This window comes from Actinomadura sp. 6K520, assembly GCF_004349245.1.
Taxonomy (GTDB): Bacteria; Actinomycetota; Actinomycetes; order Streptosporangiales; family Streptosporangiaceae; genus Spirillospora.
In genome coordinates this window covers 31,671-49,613 of sequence record NZ_SMLC01000013.1, presented here as the reverse complement: position 1 = coordinate 49,613, position 17,943 = coordinate 31,671, and the positions used below count along the sequence as shown (strand labels likewise).

Below are 17,943 nucleotides of genomic sequence, written 5' to 3'. Positions count from 1 at the left end.
GGCATCATCCTCCGGGCCTGGCTTCCAGAACCATGTTGAACATGTTCTCCGCCGCACGCCGGACGGTTCCGTAGCCGGCCTCGTGGAGGACCTGGCGCAGCCGCGCCTCCCCGGCCAGTGCGCCCAGGGCCAGGCCCACCGGCTGTGACAGCGAGTTGGCCGTGCACAGGAACGTCGAGGCGGCGTAGTTGAGGCCCGCGGTAGGCACCCGGGCCAGGGTCGACGCCAGATCGTCGCCTGCGACGGGCTCCACGAGCATCAGCGTCCCGCCGGGCGCGAGCGCCGCACGGGCGTAGGCGGCGGCGCCGACGGGGTCGCCGAGGTCGTGGAACGAATCGAAGAACGTCACCAGGTCGTACTTCTCCCGCGGATAGTCCTGGGAGTGGTGCACCTCGAAGGTGACCCGGTCGGCGACGCCGGCCTCCGCGGCACGGGCACGCGCGGTCTCGACGGACGGCTTGTGGACGTCGTACCCCACGAACCGCGAGTTCGGGAAGGCGTCCGCCAGCAGCAGCAGCGGCGCCCCGTGCCCGCATCCGATGTCGGCGACGGACGCGCCCGCCTCCAGCCGTTCGCGGACGCCGTCCAGCGCCGGGATCCACTCGGCGACGAGGCTGTTGCGGTAGCCGACCCGGAAGAACCGCTCGGTCGACTCGAAGATCACCGGGTCCTGCGCGTCCCAGGCGATGCCCCGGCCGGTGCGGAACGCGTCGGCCATCTCGTCGACGCGCCGGTGCAGCCCGGTGATCATCGGGGCGGCCCCGATCATGGACGCCGGTGAGTCGTCGGTGGCGACGACGGCGGCGTGCTCGGCGGGCAGCGTGAACGTGCCGTCCGCCGCGTCGTGGCGCACGATGCCGACGGCGGCCTGCTGGGCCAGCCATTCCCGGACGTACCGGTCCGAGGTGCCGGTCAGTCCGGCGAGCCGGGCCGGGGTCGCCGGGCCGGCCTCGGCGAGCGCCCGGTAGAGGCCGAGCCGGTCGCCCACCACCATCAGCGCGGCGGTGGCGCCGCCGGTCAGCAGCCCCGCGATCCGCTCGGCGAACGCGCCGACCGCGGCCATGTCGAGTTCGGTTTCGATGGTCATGTGACCCTCCTTCTCGTGGTTGCGCTCCAACCGTCGCGCGGGCCCGTTTCACGAGACATTCACCGCCGTATCACCGAAGATGGATCACATGGTCGACCTGCGCTTCGGCGTCCTCGGACCCCTTGAGGTCCGGCGGGACGGGACGCCGGTGGACGTGCCGTCCGGGCGCAGGCGCGCGGTCCTGGCCTGCCTTCTGACGCGGGTGGGCCGGCCCGTCCCCGCCGACGCGCTGGTGGAGGCCGCCTGGGCGGGCGAGCTGCCCGCCGACCCCAGGTCCGCGCTGCGCACCGTCCTGTCGCGGCTGCGCGCCGTCCTCGGTACCGGGGTGATCCGCGCCGACGCGACCGGGTACATCCTCGACGTCCCGGCGGAGACGGTCGACGCGCACCGGTTCGAGTGCCTGTCGCGCCGCGCCGAGCAGACCCCGCAGGACGCGGCGCGCCTCCTGGACGATGCGCTCGCGCTCTGGCGCGGCCCCGCCTACGCGGAGTTCGCGGACCGCGGGTTCGCCGAGTTCGAGGCGCAGTCCCTCGACCGGATGCGCCGGGACGCGCTGGAGGCGAGGGCGTCCGCCGCCCTGGCCGCGGGCGACCCCCGCGCCGCCGCCGCGCGCCTGGAGTCCCTCCTCGCCGAGCAGCCCTTCCGGGAGTATGCGGTGGAGTTGCTGCTCACCGCGCTCTACGCCATGGGCGACCACACCGGCGCCCTCGCCCGGTTCCGCGAGTACCGCGCCCGGCTGGCCGCCGAGCTGGGCCTCGACCCGGCCCCGGCGCTGCGCGAGCTGGAGTCGCGCATCCTCGCCCACGATCTCGCCCGCCCGCCCCGGCGGCACCGGCCGGCCCCGGACACGCCGCCATGGGTGGACACCTCGACCGCCTTCGTCGGCAGGGACTCCACGCTGGCGGAGCTGGTGGACGCCGTCGCGGACTGCCGCCTGGTCACCGTGACGGGCGTCGGAGGGGTCGGCAAGACCAGGGCGGTCGCGGAGGCCGTCCCGCTGCTCGCCGAACGCCTCGGGACGCCGGTCACCGTCGTCCAGCTCGCGCCGGTCCCCGCCGACAGGGTCGACGCCGCCGCGGCGGAGGCGCTGGGCCTGCACCGTTCCCCCGGATCGGCCCGCACGGCGGTGATAGAGCATCTCCGCGTCTCGCCCGGCGTGCTCGTCCTCGACAACTGCGAGCACGTCCGCGCCGAGGCGGCGGCGCTGGCCGGGGCCGTGGCGACGCGGTGCCCGTCCGCGCGGGTGCTGGCGACGAGCCGGCACCGGCTGGGCACGCCGTCTGAACGGCTGGTGCCCCTCGAACCGCTGCCGACCCCCGACGCCCTCGCGGACCCGGACCGCATGGACCTGGCGGCGAGCGTCCGCGTCCTCACCGACCGGGTCCGGCGGCTGCGCTCGTCCTTCGGGGTGACCCGCGACAACGTGGCCGTGGCCGCCGACATCTGCCGCCGCCTGGACGGCCTCCCGCTGGCGCTGGAACTGGCCGCGTCCCGCATCGCCGTCCTCGGCCTGGAGCCCGTCCGCGACCGCCTCGCCGCCGAGGACCTCACCCTCCTCGACGGCCACGGCCCCGGAAACCTGCACGCCGTGATCGACTGGTCGTACCGCCTGCTCACCCCGGCCCAGCGCGATCTGCTCGCGCTGCTGGCGGTCTTCCCGGCCGACTTCGACCCCGACGCCGTGGCGGGCCTCACCGCCGCCTGCCCGCGGTGGGAACGGCCGGTGACCGGGGACCTCGGCGCGCTCGTCGAGTCCTCCCTGCTCGCGACCCACCCGGCGGACCGGGACGTGCGCTACCGGATGCTCGCCGTCGTCCGCGCGTTCGCCGCCGCCCGCCTCCGCGACACCGGCGGCGAAACGGCCGCCAAACGCGCGTACGTGCGGTGGGTGCGCCGGTGGACGGAGCGCGCGGCCGCCGACTGCGCCGGCCCGGCCAGCGTCGAGGCGTTCGCCCGGCTCCGGCACCGCCGCGCCGACATCCAGCAGGCACTCCGCTGGGCCGTGGACGCGGCGGACACCACCGACGCGGCGCGCCTGGCCGCCGCCGTCCAACTGTGCCAGCACTGGCAGCCCGGTTCGGAGACCTTCGACCTGACGGCCCGGCTGGCGGAACGGTGCCCGGAATCGGCGCTGGCCGTCGCGGCGGGCGCCTGCGCCGTGACCCACGCGGGCGACACCGCCCGCGGACGCGCACTCGCCGAGGCGGCCCTCACTTCCGCGACCACCCCTCACGAGCGCTATCTCGCCCACCTCGCCCTGGGCATCGCCGCCATGTACCGCGGAGACCACGACGAGTCCGCCCGCTGCTGGCGGGCGATCACCGGCATGAACGACATCGCCCCGGCCTACCGGGCGTCGGCGCACAGCTCGCTGTCCCTCACGTCCTGCTACCGCGGTGACCTCGCGGCGGCGAGGCGCGAAGCGGAGATCGGGGTCCTGGGCGCCGAGACCGCCGGCGCCACGGCCGTCCACGCGTTCGCCCTCTACGCCCTGGGCGAGGCGGAGACGGGCGATCGCAAGACCGAACTCCTCGCGGCCGCAGCGCAGAAAGCCGAGCTGGTCGGCGCAGCCCACGTTGGCCAGGTGGCCCGGGTCGCACGGCTGGCGGCCCTGGTGCGCGCAGGCCGCCACGACGAGGCCGTGGACCTCCTCACGCCACTCCTGGACGGCACCCGCCGCGCCGGTACCTGGCCCCAGTTGTGGACGACCATGCGCATCTTCGCCGAACTCCTCGCGGCCCGCGACCACCCCCACGAGGCTGCTCTACTTCTGACCGGCGCCGACGCGGCCGACACCGCACCACCGCCCACGGGCACCGACATAGCCCGCTACGCCGCCCTGACGAAGACCCTCCACGCCCGCCTAGGCGAAGAAACCGTCACCGGAATCGCCTCCCTCTCCCGCGACATCCCACCTTCCCAATTGGCCGAACGAGCCCGCGCCATGGCCACCCACCTGCTCCCCACCCACTGACCACCGACCACCTCCGGCAAAGCCCGGCCCGATGACCGCATCTCGCGGGCCGCCGCGAGGTCAGGGCGTCATGAGCTTGCGCAGCTCGGCGAACAGCGCCTCCCGCCTCGAAACAGACCGCTGTACTTCCGGCACGTTGATCGCCACGTACGTGACGTGAGCGGCGACCTTCCCGTCACGGCGGTGCAGGCTTACGGACTTCGGCGGGACGTCGCGGTCCGAGGCGTAGGCGATGAAGGCGGTCGGCGTCTCGGACGAGCCGCCGACCGCCTGCGCGTAAACGAAGCTCTGGTAGAGGTCGGAAGCCGCAACGTTCTTGTCCGCGTAGAGCTTGTACTTGGCGTCGACGGAGAATCGCCGTGTCGCCGCACCACGTTGCCCAACAAGCTGAACGTCCGGCTGGATCGACGTGTAGGAGTCCACCCCGCCTCGGACGGCCCTGGTCAAGGACTCCTGTGCTCGCACGGCGACGCCGGACCCGGCGAACGCGTCCCGCAGCAACCGTATGACGAAGTCCTCGAACAGGCCGTTCATATCGATCATGAAGGCGTGCGTCATACCGCCACTGCTCGCGTACAGGCTGGAGAACGACGTACCGCCCAGCAGCATCAGCGCCCACCGGTGCGCATTCCGGTAGTGCTCGTTCGCGCGGTCGTAGGTGAGGCGGTCAGCCGCGGCACGGACATCGAAGCCGTCGAGGCGGCACACGGCAGTGAAGTCGGCGGCGAGGCGACGCGCACGTCCCCGGACACCCGCGTCATGAGCACCGCGCGCGGCGACCTGCAACGCCGCCCCGCAGAGCCGGTTGTCGATGATGTCCGCGCTGCGCTCGTCATAGCGGCATTCGAGCCGGTCGAGCATCCCGAACCGGCGCATGACCTGCCGGTCGGCCAGCAGCCGCCCCCGGACGACCGGCAGCGCCTCTTCACGCCGCAGGTAGTCACGCCGCAGCCCGTGCCGGAGCAGCCGGTCGCACTCCCGGGTCAGCAGCAGGCAGACGAGGTCCCGCAGGTTGAGCCCGCTGCCGAGCTGCTGGACGAGCGGCAGGTCGCGCAGTGCGTGGAGCCCTGCGGCGTAGTCGAGCATCTCCAGCACGGCGAGTTCGGAGCCGAGCAGCTTCGGCCGTACGTGGATCGACGCGCATTCGAGGTTGACGACGCCGATGTGGGATCCGGCCGTGACATCGAGTGTCTCGCCGCGCAGCCAGCGCAGCGTGATCCTCCTGGCGAGATCCTCCGACTCCGCGACGGCGACGTCTCCGCCCGAGGGCCGCACACCGGAAACCCGCTTCGTCTCGTACTCATCGAGGACGATGAGCCCCATCAGCCGCTCTCGTCCGCGCGCAGTTCCGCGGCGAGGGCCTCGACGAGCCCCTCATCGCTCAGCCCGGCGACGGTGTGCGCCCGCACGTCCACGATCTTCTCGCCGAGGAACCGGGAGAGGAGCGAGTAGTCGTCGTAGGCGTACTCCTGAAGCAGCGGCAGCACCTCGGTGCGGACGATGGCCGCCAGCTCGGCCTCGCTGTCCACCGGTCTGCCTTTGGGCAGGAAGAACGAGTGCCCGATCTGCCGTTCACGCCCCAGCTCCTTGACGACCCGGTTGTTGAGCTCCCGCAGCAGCAGCCCGAGATCCACGTTGCCGACCTTCTGCCCGTCGAGGACGTCGGCGTCGGGCAGCAACTCGTGGAAGGCGAACCTGCGGCGCAGCGCGGAGTCCAGGAGCCGGATGCTGCGGTCGGCGGTGTTCATGGTCCCGAGGATGTGGACGTTGGACGGGACGGCGAACCGCCTGCCGGTCGGCAGCGTGACGTGCATGCCGCGCTTGTCCGGCTCCAGGAGAGTGATCAGCTCGCCGAGGATCTTCGGGATGTCGCCGCGGTTGATCTCGTCGATCAGCAGCAGGTACGGCCGCTCGGGGTTCGCGGCGGCCGTCTCGCACACCTTCTTGAAGATGCCGTCGCGCAGCTCCAGCCGCAGCCCGCCGTCGGCGCCCTCCACCGGACGGAATCCTTCGATGAAGTCCTCATATCCGTACGCGGGATGGAACGTCACCTGCGTCAGATGCCCGGTCTCCTGAAGGGCGTCCAGACCTCGCCGGAAGTCGGGTGTCCCGTGCTTGGCGAAAGGGTCGACGCCTTCGACCGAGTCGCCGAGTTGCGTGCCGAACCAGCGCAGTGCGAACCGCAGGCTTGCATAGGTCTTGCCGGTTCCCGGCGGCCCGTACAGGACGACCTGGCCCTTTCGCGTGAGAAGTCTGGCGATCTCGTCGGACAGTTCATCGTCCGGAACGACGCGTTCGATCGATGGTGTGACCGTGTCGGTCCGCGCCTGGATGATCCGCCACAGGTCCGCCGAGACCTTCCGGACGGTGACCGTGGCCCATGCCTTCTGCGGTTCCGGAAGCGTCTTCGCATAGCTTGTGTCCCATCTGACGGAGACGGTGTGCTGATAAGCGGTTCGCTCTTCGCGCCACCTGTAGCCGTCCTGCGTCACGGTGCCGACCGCGAGGATCTCCGTCGTGCCCTTGTTGGCCACCACGAGATCACCGGGTTCGAGCTGGTACAGCCTCCACAACTCGTTCGCCTTTGCCGAGATCTTGCTCTTGTTGCCCTTGTACCTTTCGGTGAAGGCGGCTTCGAACGCGTCGCGGTAGTCCTCTTCCGAAGCGAAAGCCGTCAGGTCGCCGACGTCCTCCCAGCCGATGCAGATGTATCCGTCCGCCCGGCACTCATCCCAATACATCGCGTCCGTTCCTGGCGCGACCTTGAGGATGGTAGGCGTACTCTGGCGAGGATTGGCCCACTCGTAAAGAAAGGTGCCCACCTCATATGGGTGCCAATTCTTGAACCGCTCGTCGGAGTCGATCACCTGCTTCAGCCGCTCATGGGCGGCGAACGACTCGAGTGACGAGGCGTTTTCTCCGGTCAGATGGAAGATGAAGGCACGCACGTGGTCCCGGCTGTATACGGGGATGAGCGTGTCGGGGCTGTAGCAGGAGATCGCCTTGGCGGTGAGCGCGGATCCGGCGCGCAGCGCGTCGATGGTGTCGATCTCGGTGACGCGGCCCTCGGCGGCGTAGCGGAACGCCGTCAGGAATCCGTCTCGGACGTGCTGCCATGCGTCCCGCTCGTCTTCGTACGCGGAGCCGAAGTACCAGCTCCCTTCTGCCTTTCGCCAGTAGATGAGGTGCTTTCCGGAGTGCCTGCCTCCCAGGCTGCCCAGCTCGGGGGTTCCGAATTCCATCCGGTAGCAGAAGGATGTCTTGGAGTCCGGCGTACCGAGGGCGTATCGGTCGAGTGGCATGGAGGGCCAGGCTTCCAACGGGAAGTCGAGCACCACCTGGTTGATCGCCGCCTTCACTCTGGATAGCTGCTCGGCCTTATCGGCGCGATTAAACGCGGCGAGGGCCGTCGACAGCGGTTGCTCCGCGGTCCGGCGGCCGTTCAAGGACGTCAGGGGGACGAGCGTGCACGTCTGGCAGACCTTGGTGACCGGGCCGCCCTGCCCGTTCCGCAGGCCGGCGTCCGCGGCGAACGCCTGCCGTCCTCTGATGTCGTCCGCCGGCGCGGCCTCCAGCAGACGCTGCCACAGGTCCCCGTGCGGGTCCGGATAGGTCTTCCATCCAGCCTCGTAGCCGACCATGTGCCCGCAGTCCCTGCTGTGGTGGAGCGCGATCCCGTCGCTCGCCGGGCAGATCACCTCGCCTGATGAGGGTGTCAGTTCGTAGAACTGTCCGTCGTAGTGGACGATGCGGCGCCCGTCCGGGGTTTCGTTCGTGGTGACGCTCAGTCCAGTGCCCATCATCAATTGGTAGCGGTTGATCACCGGAGTTGTTCAACCCGTGGAAGCCACTGTTCTCTGGCCGACTCCGGCCATTCGTGTATCAAGTACACGAGAAGATCTCTCGTTGATCGCTTGTATGGTGCTGTCAATGGTGGCCGACCGCATCGGCCGGATGGGGACTGCGGGCGGCGCGGTACATCGGCTCTGTGCTACGAAGTGTGCGCAGCTCAACGCAGCTAGATTCTCGATGAGGAGACCTGGTGTCGCCGACAGTGACCGATGAGCGTCCCGTGCCCGGTGCCATCGTCCAGGTGCGCGGTCAGCGCTGGGTCGTGAGCACGGTGGACGACCAGCAGGCGAGCACCCTCGTCACGCTCCAGTCCGTCGAGGACGGCCGGTACGGCGACACGCTCTCGGTCATCTGGGAGGTGGAGCCCGGCCGCCGCACCCTTCCGTCCGGCTCGCTCCCCGAGGTCGGCCAGGGCAGGTTCGACTCCCCGGAGCGCCTCGCCGCGTTCCTGGACGCCGTCCGCTGGGGCGCCGTCGCGTCCGCCGACGTGAAGACCCTCCAGGCCCCGTTCCGCTCCGGCGTCGCCATCGAGGACTACCAGCTCGAACCAGTCGCCCGCGCCCTCGACGCACCCCGCGTCAACCTGCTCCTCGCCGACGACGTCGGCCTCGGGAAGACGATCGAGGCGGGCCTCGTCGCGCAGGAGCTCCTCCTCCGCCAGCGCGGACGCAAGATCCTCATCGTCTGCCCGGCCGGCCTGACGGTGAAGTGGCGGGACGAGATGGCCGAGAAGTTCGGCCTGGAGTTCACCGTCATCGACTCGGAGCGCTGCGCGGAGGTCCGCCGCACGCACGGCAGCGCCGCCAACCCGTTCGAGGTCTTCCCCCAGGCGATCGTGTCGCTTCCGTGGCTGCGCGGCCCGAAGGCGCAGCGCCTCCTGGACGAGGTGCTGCCGGCCGACGGCCCCACCTACCCCCGCACGTTCGACCTGCTCATCCTGGACGAGGCCCACCACGTCGCCCCGGCGGCGCCCAAGCAGATCTACGCGGTCGACTCGCAGCAGACCAAGCTTATCCGCCGCCTCGCGCAGCACTTCACGCACCGGCTGTTCCTGTCCGCGACGCCGCACAACGGCTACCAGGCGAGCTTCACCGCCCTTCTGGAGATCCTCGACGACCAGCGCTTCGCCCGCGGCGTCTCCCCGGAGGACTCCGCGGTGAAGGACACCGTCGTCCGCCGCCTCAAGCGCCAGATCATCGACAACGGCAACCCGCGCTTCAAGGCGCGCGACGCCCGCGAGATCCCCGTCGTCTACCCCGACGACGAACGCGAGATCCACGACCTCCTGCAGCAGTTCGCGCAGGCCCGCCGCAAGCGCCTCAACCAGACTCGGGGACGCAAGGCCGCCGACCTGGTGACACTCCTGCTGAAGAAGCGCCTGTTCTCCAGCCCCGCCGCGTTCGCGCACACCGTCGCCGCCTACATGGAGACCCTCAGGTCCAAGACCCGGCACGTCCTCCAACCGGAGGACGAATGGCTGGAGGACTTCTTCGACGACATCGCCGCCCTCGACGACGAGTCCCTCGACGAGGCCGAGTCCGACGCGCTCACCCTCACCACCCCGCTCGTCCAGTCGCGCGACGAGGAACTCGCCCTCCTCCAGCGCATGTACGACTGGGCGGCGGCGCACGAGGCCCAGCCGGACGCGAAGGCCACCAAGCTCATCGAGTACCTGAAGTCCGTCTGCCGCCCCGGCAGCGACTTCACGAACGAGCGCGTCATCGTCTTCACCGAGTACCGCGACACCAAGGACTGGCTCCGCGACCTCCTCCGCGCGCAGGGCATGGGCGGCGACCGCCTCGCCGAACTCGACGGCTCGATGGACGCCAAGCAGCGGGAGACGCTGCGCCTGGCGTTCCAGAAGGCACCGCACGAGCATTCCGTCCGGATCCTGCTCGCCACCGACGCCGCCAGCGAGGGCATCGACCTGCAGAACCACTGCCACCGGCTCGTCAACTACGACATCCCTTTCAACCCGAACAAGCTGGAACAGCGCATCGGCCGCATCGACCGCTACGGCCAGACCGAGGTCCCTGAGATCCGCCACTTCGTCGGCACCGGCTGGGACAAGGCCGTCGACTCCTACGAGGCCGACCTGGAGTTCCTGTCCCGCGTCGCCGTGAAGGTCGCGCAGATGCAGGAGGACCTCGGCTCCGTCAACGCCGTCCTCGCCGACGCCGTGCAGCGCCGGCTCCTCGGTGAGCGGGTCGACGTGGACGCCGAGACCGCGCGAGCCGCGAAGAAGGACAACGTCCCGTCCGAGTCCGACGTCGGCGGCCAGGTCCGCAAGCTCCGCGAGAACCTGGACGAGACGGTCCGCGAACTGCGCATCACCCCGCCCGGCATCAAGCGCGTCGTCGACACCGCACTCGAACTCGCCCGCCAGCAGCCGCTCAAGAAGGCCGTCGACCCCGACGACGGCGTCTACGAGGTGCCCGTCCTGACCGGCTCGTGGGAGCGCGCGTCCGCCGGGCTCCTGGAGAAGCTGCCGAAGGACGGCCAGCCGCCCCGCCAGCTCCCCGTCACCTTCGACCAGCAGGTCGCCAAGGGACGCGACGACGTCGTCCTCGCCCACCTCGGGCACCCGCTCGTCGCGATGTCGACGCGGCTGCTGCGCGCCGCCGTGTCCAACGACCGCATCGACCTGAACCGGGTCACCGCCGTCATCAACGACGACTCAGAACTGGAGACGACGCTCGTCGCCGCGTTCTCCCGCTTCCTCCTCGTCGGCGCGGACGGCGTCCGCCTCCACGAGGAGGTCCTGTACGCGGGCGGCTGGGCTCCGGAGGGGGGCCGGTTCCGCCGCCTGGAAAACCTCACCCGCCTCGGCGGCATCCTCGACCGCGCCCTCACCGCCGGGACGGCCGCGACCCCGCGCATCCAGGGCCGGCTCGCCGAGCGGTTCGAGTCGCTGCGCCCCGGGCTCGAAGCCGCCATCGAGTGGCGGAAGAACACCCGCCACGAGTCCCTGAACCGGCGCCTCGACCAGCGCCGCGAGGCCGAGTCCCGCCGCATCACCGCGAACATCGACCAGTTCGCCGCCACGCTCCGCGGCCAGCTCGCCAAGGGCGACGAGGAGGACACGCTGTTCTCGGTGATCGAGACGCGCAGCCGCGACGAGATCCGCCAGTACCAGAACGACCGCAGATCCTGGGAGGAGCGCCTGCAACGCCTAGAGGACGAGAAGGCCCTCGAACTCCAGCAGATCGAGGCCCGCTACGCGAGTCCCGAACCGCACTCCTTCCCCGTCGCGGTGGTGTTCGTCGTCCCGAAGCGAGAGGCGATCTGACATGGCACGTTTCCCCCGTCGCTCCGACGACTTCAACCACGCCGACTGGCTCAGCATGATCGACGTGTCCGGGCCGTTCCTCAGCGTCCCCGTCCTCCGCCGCGTCTGGCCCGCCCTCGACGCACTCGACAAGGGCACCCGCGAACGCATCCGCCAGGAGCGCGCAGCCCTCCCCGGCCGCCCGTGGATCGACTACGTCCTGACCGAACTCCTCGGCTGGGACGACGCGGTGCACTTCACCGGCCTGGACGCCCTGTCCATGGACGTCCCCGAGCACGACACCGCCGTCACCCCGTCGTTCGCCCTCCTCGAACCCGGCACGACCCCCGGCGCGGACGCGAAGAACGTCCGGCTCCTCGGCCTCATCAGCGACGACCGCCCCACCCAGCGGATCAAGGACTCGGACTGGGCCGCGACGCCGGTGGATCGGCTCGCCCAGCTCTGCCGCCACCACGACGTCCAGCTCGGCCTCGCCACCGACGGACGCTGGTGGGCCCTCGTCTGGGCCCCGCGCGGCGGCGTGACGACCACGGCCGTCTTCGACGCGGCCGACTGGCCCGAGAAGGCCGAACGCGACGTCCTCCGCGCCTTCATGTCCATTCTGAACCGAGCCCGCTTCTTCGCTGTCCCGGACGACGAGACGCTCGTCCACCTCCTCGACGTCAGCAAGGACAACCAGGAGGACATCACCGAGGCCCTCGGCGTCCAGGTCCGCCAGGCCGTGGAACTGCTCGTCGCCGCCATCGGACGCGCCCACACCGCCGACGTCGCGCAGGGCGGACGCGGCATCGGGGACGTCACCGCCCACGAGGTCTACCGGGGCGCCGTCGCCGTCATGATGCGCGTCGTGTTCCTCCTCTTCGCCGAGGAAAGAGGTCTCCTCCCCGCTGGCAAGGAGCTGTACCGGACGTCCTACTCCGCCGGCCGCCTCTGCTCAGAGCTCGAACAGCGTGCCCTGGACGGCAGCGAAGAGGACCTCGAACACACCTACACCGGCTGGCACCGCCTCCTCGCCCTGTTCAACGCGGTGTACTACGGCGTCGACCACCCCGAGATGAAGATGCACGCCCACGACGGCTCCATCTTCAAACCGGACACGTACGCGTGGCTGCCGCACACCATCGACGACCGGACCGTCCTGCACATGCTCAAGGCGGTGCAGTACGTCGAGATCGGCACCGGGAAGAGCCGAGAACGCCGCAGGCTCTCCTTCGCCGCCCTGGACGTGGAGCAGATCGGATACGTCTACGAGGGCCTGCTGTCCTTCGAGGGCTTCTACGCGGACGAGACCTACGTCGGCCTGATCGGCAAGGCCGGGCTCGAAGAAGAGGTCGCCCTCCGCACCCTGGAGGAATTCGCCGCCGCCTGCCCGGACGTCCCGTCGTTGGCAGCGAAGCTGGCCACCGAGTACAAGGACTCCCGGATCGGCTCCGCCAAGGCCGTGGAGAAGCGACTCGCGCCCCTCCCCGAGGCCGAGAAGCAGGACGCCCAGCGCAAGCTCCTGGCCGTCACGGGAGGCGACTACCCGCTGACCGAACGGCTGCTGCCGTTCTACAACCTCATCCGGACGGACCTCCGCGACCTGCCCGTGGTGATCCTGACGGACGCCTTGTACGTCACCGAGTCCGCGCTGCGGAAGAACACCGGCACCCACTACACGCCCAGCTTCCTCGCGAGGCAGGTCGTCGAAGGCGCCCTGGAGCCGCTCGTCTACTCGCCCGGTCCCTTGCAGACGGCGGACAAGAACGAGTGGAAGCTCAAGACCTCGGACGAGATCCTGTCGCTCAAGGTCGCCGACATCGCCATGGGTTCGGCTGCGTTCCTGGTGGCCGCGTGCCGCTACCTCGCCGACAAGCTCGTGGAGGCGTGGGTCCGCGAGGGCGATGAGCGAGTCCGCGACTACCAGGGCACGTCGACCCTCACGGCCACCGACGCCGAAGCGGATCCGGTCATCATCGACGCCAGGCGCCAGATCATCGAGCACTGCCTCTACGGCGCGGACATCAACGAGATGGCAGTGGAGATGGCCAAGCTGTCCCTATGGCTCGTCTCCATGGACCCGCACAAGCCCTTCACGTTCCTGGACGACCGCCTCATCGTCGGCGACTCCCTGCTTGGGATCACGTCCCTCGACCAACTCGAAGTCATGCACCTGGACGCCAAGCGCGGTCGGAAACTGCATGAGGACGAGGGCGCCCTCTTCGACCTGACTGCCGGTATCCGCGAACTGGTCGGCCGTGTCGCCGACAAGCGCCGCCAACTGGTCGAGATTGAAGGCACCGACCTGGACAAGTTGGCCACCAAGCGCGCCATGCTCGCCGAAGTCGAGAAAGACACTGAACGTGCCCGCCTCCTCGCCGACCTCACCACCGCTGCGTCGCTCGGGTATGCCAGCAGAGGAGCGACCGGCCTGGATGCAGCCTCCCAACAGGCCGTTGCCCAAGCGCTCAAAATCATGTCCGGCGAAGAGGCAGCGGAGATTGCCGCCCGCGACCAACTCAACATGTGGCTCCGCACCGATTTGCCGGACGGAGCCTTCGACCGGGAACCCATCCACTGGCCCCTTGCATTCTCGGAGGTCTTCGAGAAAGGCGGCTTTGACGCCATCGTGGGTAATCCCCCTTTTTTGGGTGGGACGAAAATCACGGGCTTGCTTGGAGGGGCCTATAGAGAAGTATTGGTGGCCGATGTCGCAAACGGAGTGCGCGCTGGTGGCAGATGTGACTTGGTGGCGTATTTTGTGCTGCGTTCGCATTTGCTCTTGCATGCGAAGGGGCAGGCCGCCCTTGTTGCAACAAATACTCTTTCGCAGGGGGATACTCGCGAGGTGGGCCTGGAAAGTCTCGTGTCTGGACAGATAACCATTCGTGAGTCGATAAAGTCGAGGCCGTGGCCTTCTAAGAGTGCCGCTCTTGAGTACTGCGTGATCTGGACGACCAAAGCGGCCATGAATAAGGGAACTCATTGTGTGGCGGACGGAATGGTCGTTCCGGGGATTTCGGCAACTCTCGACCCAGTGTCGCGAGTCTCCGGCAATGCTCATCGCCTTGTAGCAAATCGAAACATTTCATTCGAAGGTTCGAAAGTCACTGGCATGGGGTTTGTCTTGGAGCCTTCGGATGCGGCAAGACTCATAGAAAATGATGCTAAGAACGTTGACGTCATATTTCCGTTTCTGAACGGCGAAGACCTCAATTCACGACCAAATGCTTCTGCTAGACGATGGATCATCAACTTTTATGATCGATCGGAAGGCGAGGCGAAAAAGTATGGCAGTGTCTTTGAAATAGTAGAAGCTAAGGTCAAGCCCGAGCGCCAGAGGCTTAAATCTGACGGCAACTTTGTTCTGCGCAACCCTCTGCCTCAGCGATACTGGCAATACGCTGATAAGCGTCCAGCGATGGTGAAAGCTACCGCAGAACTCAGCCGTGTGATCGTCCTTGCTAAGGTCAGCAAGGTCGTAATGCCTATGTTGGTACCAACTGGGCAGGTCTTTTCGCACATGTTGGGAGTGTTTGCCACGGACGATACCGCTATGCTGTCGTTCCTGAGCAGTGGCCCGCACTATTGGTGGACCATTTCGAGGGGTGCAACTCTCGAAACGAGAGTCCTCTACACGCCATCGGATGTTTTTGAGACGTTGCCAGCGCCCGGTATGACGGAGGAGATGCGGGAACTAGGAGAACGCCTGGATGGTTTTAGGCGGAACCTCATGCTGACACGACAGGCTGGCCTGACGAAGACGTACAACCTCGTCCATGACCCTGAGTGCAGCGATGCGGACATCGTTAAGCTGCGGGAGATCCACAAGGCGATCGATGAGGCCGTGTGTCGGGCATATGGGTGGGACGACCTGATCCCGCAACTCGGCCATGGTCATCATTCGGTTGGGCGCGAGACCCGGTACACCGTCGGCCCGGCCGTCCAGCGGGAGTTGGTGGATCGGCTGCTGGAGTTGAACCACGAGCGCTACGCCGCCGAGGTAGCGGCCGGCCTGCACGACAAGAAGGGGAAGAAGCGCCCAAGAGCTGGTGAGCAGGACGGTCTCTTCTGATTTTTGACTTGCAGTGTGTTGCCTCGCGGCACGCCTCCTAAGGAAACACGCCGCAAGTCAATGGGATCAAGGCGGTGGGGAGGCGGCGATGCTTTTCGGATGCGGCTGAGGACTGTCCTCGGGTCTAGACAGGCCATCTTTGTTGATGCGATGACGATCCAACCCTGCTCGATCAGCGGGCCGTCGCACTCGATGTTGCAGCCGTACTGCTCGTCCTGCTGGCGATGGGTGCCCTTTTGCGGGATGGCGATTTTGAGTGCCGGGTAGGAGTCGTCCGGTTGGGTAAGTCTGAGCGGTGACTTACGGTGTCCCGTGGCGATGAGGCGAAAAAGTCCGGCGTCTGCCATGGGCCTTCGGTGTCTTGGCTCCGGTGCCGAGTCACTTCCCCTTGTCCAGGTATGGCCAGATGAATTTGGCGTATCTCATTCCCGCTGCCGGCCGGGAGGCAATCGTAGATCCGTTGGCGGGGTGCTGGAGCCGTACACCTGCGGGTTCTTAAGTCGTGTGCGTGTATCAACGCACGAGCAGAGACCTTCTTCGATGTGTCGAAGAATGAGTGACTCAGACGTATGGTATGTGTCGCGACCGAAGTTTGCCGTACCGTTGTGCAGTGCATCGAAGGCTTCTAGAATCGGCCCTGGCTTCATTATGTGAGCGGGTACCGCAATCCGCGGGAGCCCACACCGAGTACCTGAGCGGTAACAGGCAGCGTAGTTTCTGTGTGCAGGTCACCCACTAAAGAAGCTGTCCGAAAAGGCTGAGTCCCCAAGACGACGTGGGGGCACGATGAACGGGGACCAGATGCTCGGTGAGATGACGCCGTACGACCGCAAGGCTTGGGATCAAATCGAGGGATGGCGCGAGAAGCGTCTGACCGCGCGCACGCGGCGCGCACTACCGGAAGGGGCACGTGAGCGTCTCCGTGATGCCGGCCAGAAGGTCCGCAGCCGTGTCGAGGCCGTGCCCGGCCTGCCCGACTTCGAGAGCATCTTCCTCAAGTCGCTCGAAGCACTGGTGGGGCTGGGCGGCCGGACGGCAGTCGCGACCGTCCCGAAGAAGACCGTTGTCAAGGCGTATCGCAAGCAGGACGCCGAGGTAGAGGAACTTGAGGACATCCGGCAACTCGACCTCGCGCTGATCGACAAGGTCAAGCCGCGGCTCGGCCTTCGATACACCGCCTTCGCCGGTGCCGAAGGCGCGGGAGCGGGCTTCGCCGCCTCCGGTGGTGGACTGCTCGCTACTGGGGGCACCGTCGCCGGCGCCGGAGCCGGGGCCGCGCCCGGTGCGGCACTCGTCATCGGCACGTTAGTGGCCGACTCAGCGGCGGTCCTCCTCGCCGGGCAGCGGGCCATCGCGCACATCGGTGCGTACTACGGCTACGACCCCGAGCATCCTGACGAGCAGCTCTTCATGCTCGGCGTACTCAACCTCGGCACGGCCTCCGAGGCGGGGAAAGTCGTTGCCTACGCGGAAATCAACAAGCTCGTCCAAGCACTCGCCCGGAACGCGACATGGGACCAGCTCAACCAGAGCGTCGTCACCAAGGTGGTCGAGAAGGTGTTCACGCGCCTCGGGTTCCGCCTCACGAAGGCGAAGCTTGGGCAGGCGGTACCGGTCATGGGCATTGCGATCGGGGCCGGGATGAACACGCGATTCCTGAAGCGCATCACGGACGACGCGGAGCACCTGTACCGCGAGCGGTTCCTGCGCGACCGCTACGGGATCGAGGCGAAGTCCGACCCGGTTGCGACCGATGCGGACACCGACGAAGACGTCGACATCGTCGACATCGTCGACGCTGAGATCGTCGATGAGGACGACGAGCGAGAACGCCACGATTACGTGCCCAGTGCAGAAGGCGGCGAGCGTGATTGAGCCTCCTGGACAACTTCATCGAGCTGCTCCAGCAAGGGTCAGCCGAACTGCACGTCGATAACCCCGGCTTCATGCGCACAGGGGAGCTGAAGCCCACGGCCAACATCGTGGACGACGGCGACCTGGCGTTGTTCTTCGCGGGGCTTGAGCACGGACTCATCACTCTGCATCGTGGGGCGCGGTTCAACACGCTCGATCGCCCGACGCCTACCGGCCATTGGGCGCTGCTGTCGCGGTCACGTGACGGCGGTTGGTACAACGCCGAGTACCTACCCCAGATCGCGGCCTACGTGGACGCGATCATCAACCTTCGCTACCCGGCCGAGAGGGTGCTCTTCGAACTGCCTTCCGCAGCCCTGCAACTGGACCTGGCCATCCTCGACGACGAGTCGAACGTGGTGGTCCTTGGTGAGGCGAAGCGAGACACCCGCGCACTGGAACCGCTTCGCGAGGGCGTGCTGAGTCGGTTCGCCGACAAGGCGCCAGGGCCGGAGACGAAGAAGCGAGGCGACGAGCATCGCCAGCTCGCCTGGCGTCTATGGACCGTCCGACCTCGCTACACATGGCTGATCGGCCCCGGTCACAGGGCCGCCTTCGTGACCAGCGCGCCGCCGCTGCAACTGACGAACCTCCCACGCCTGCCGGCTGCTGAGGCGCTCAATCTCGCGCACAGCCCGGCGCGGGTGATGACGCCGCCCGCTCTGACGACGCGGTTCGCATGACGAGGGGAAGAAGCGCCCAAGCCGGTGAGCGGGGACGGGTCTTCTGATAGCCGAGCACGTGTGCGAAGGCTTGAGCCTCGCCTACGACTG

8 protein-coding genes are annotated in these 17,943 nt (G+C 68.0%); 5 read left to right on the top strand and 3 right to left on the bottom strand.

All coding sequences use genetic code 11. The features are described 5' to 3' along the window. Positions 1 to 4: 4 nt before the first annotated feature. Positions 5 to 1,087, bottom strand: coding sequence for a class I SAM-dependent methyltransferase (locus E1289_RS06050; RefSeq protein ID WP_131976160.1), 1,083 nt, complete (start codon positions 1,085 to 1,087; stop codon positions 5 to 7). An 88-nt stretch (positions 1,088 to 1,175) separates the two neighbouring features. Here E1289_RS06050 and E1289_RS06045 point away from each other — a divergent pair, with 88 nt between their 5' ends. Continuing rightward, a complete protein-coding gene (locus E1289_RS06045) occupies positions 1,176 to 4,061 on the top strand; it encodes a BTAD domain-containing putative transcriptional regulator (protein WP_165970366.1) in 2,886 nt (961 codons plus the stop codon). 60 nt (positions 4,062 to 4,121) lie between these two features. Here E1289_RS06045 and E1289_RS06040 read toward each other — a convergent pair whose 3' ends face one another. Both E1289_RS06040 and E1289_RS06035 read right to left on the bottom strand, forming a co-directional pair. Next, positions 4,122 to 5,384: a hypothetical protein gene (locus E1289_RS06040; RefSeq protein WP_131976156.1), complete on the bottom strand. Its 1,263-nt coding sequence runs from the start codon at positions 5,382 to 5,384 to the stop codon at positions 4,122 to 4,124. Next, the gene (locus E1289_RS06035) at positions 5,384 to 7,861 is read right to left on the bottom strand and encodes an AAA family ATPase (protein ID WP_131976154.1); all 2,478 of its coding nucleotides are present in this window, start codon (positions 7,859 to 7,861) and stop codon (positions 5,384 to 5,386) included. The genes E1289_RS06040 and E1289_RS06035 overlap by 1 nt, the downstream gene beginning before the upstream one ends. A 242-nt stretch (positions 7,862 to 8,103) precedes the next feature. On the opposite strand from E1289_RS06035, the gene drmD reads away from it, so the two are divergent. From drmD to E1289_RS06015, 4 genes are all read left to right on the top strand, one after another. Beyond that, positions 8,104 to 11,202: a DISARM system SNF2-like helicase DrmD gene (gene drmD / locus E1289_RS06030; RefSeq protein WP_131976152.1), complete on the top strand. Its 3,099-nt coding sequence runs from the start codon at positions 8,104 to 8,106 to the stop codon at positions 11,200 to 11,202. Position 11,203: 1 nt separating this feature from the next. Further along, positions 11,204 to 15,256: a DNA methyltransferase gene (locus E1289_RS06025; protein WP_131976150.1), complete on the top strand. Its 4,053-nt coding sequence runs from the start codon at positions 11,204 to 11,206 to the stop codon at positions 15,254 to 15,256. 786 nt (positions 15,257 to 16,042) lie between these two features. Beyond that, positions 16,043 to 17,131 carry an EcsC family protein gene (locus tag E1289_RS06020; RefSeq protein ID WP_131976148.1) on the top strand — a complete coding sequence of 363 codons (1,089 nt, stop codon included), beginning with the start codon at positions 16,043 to 16,045 and terminating at the stop codon, positions 17,129 to 17,131. Further along, positions 17,128 to 17,853, top strand: a complete 726-nt coding sequence (locus E1289_RS06015) for a hypothetical protein (RefSeq protein WP_131976146.1) — start codon at positions 17,128 to 17,130, stop codon at positions 17,851 to 17,853. The genes E1289_RS06020 and E1289_RS06015 overlap by 4 nt, the downstream gene beginning before the upstream one ends. Positions 17,854 to 17,943 lie beyond the last annotated feature (90 nt).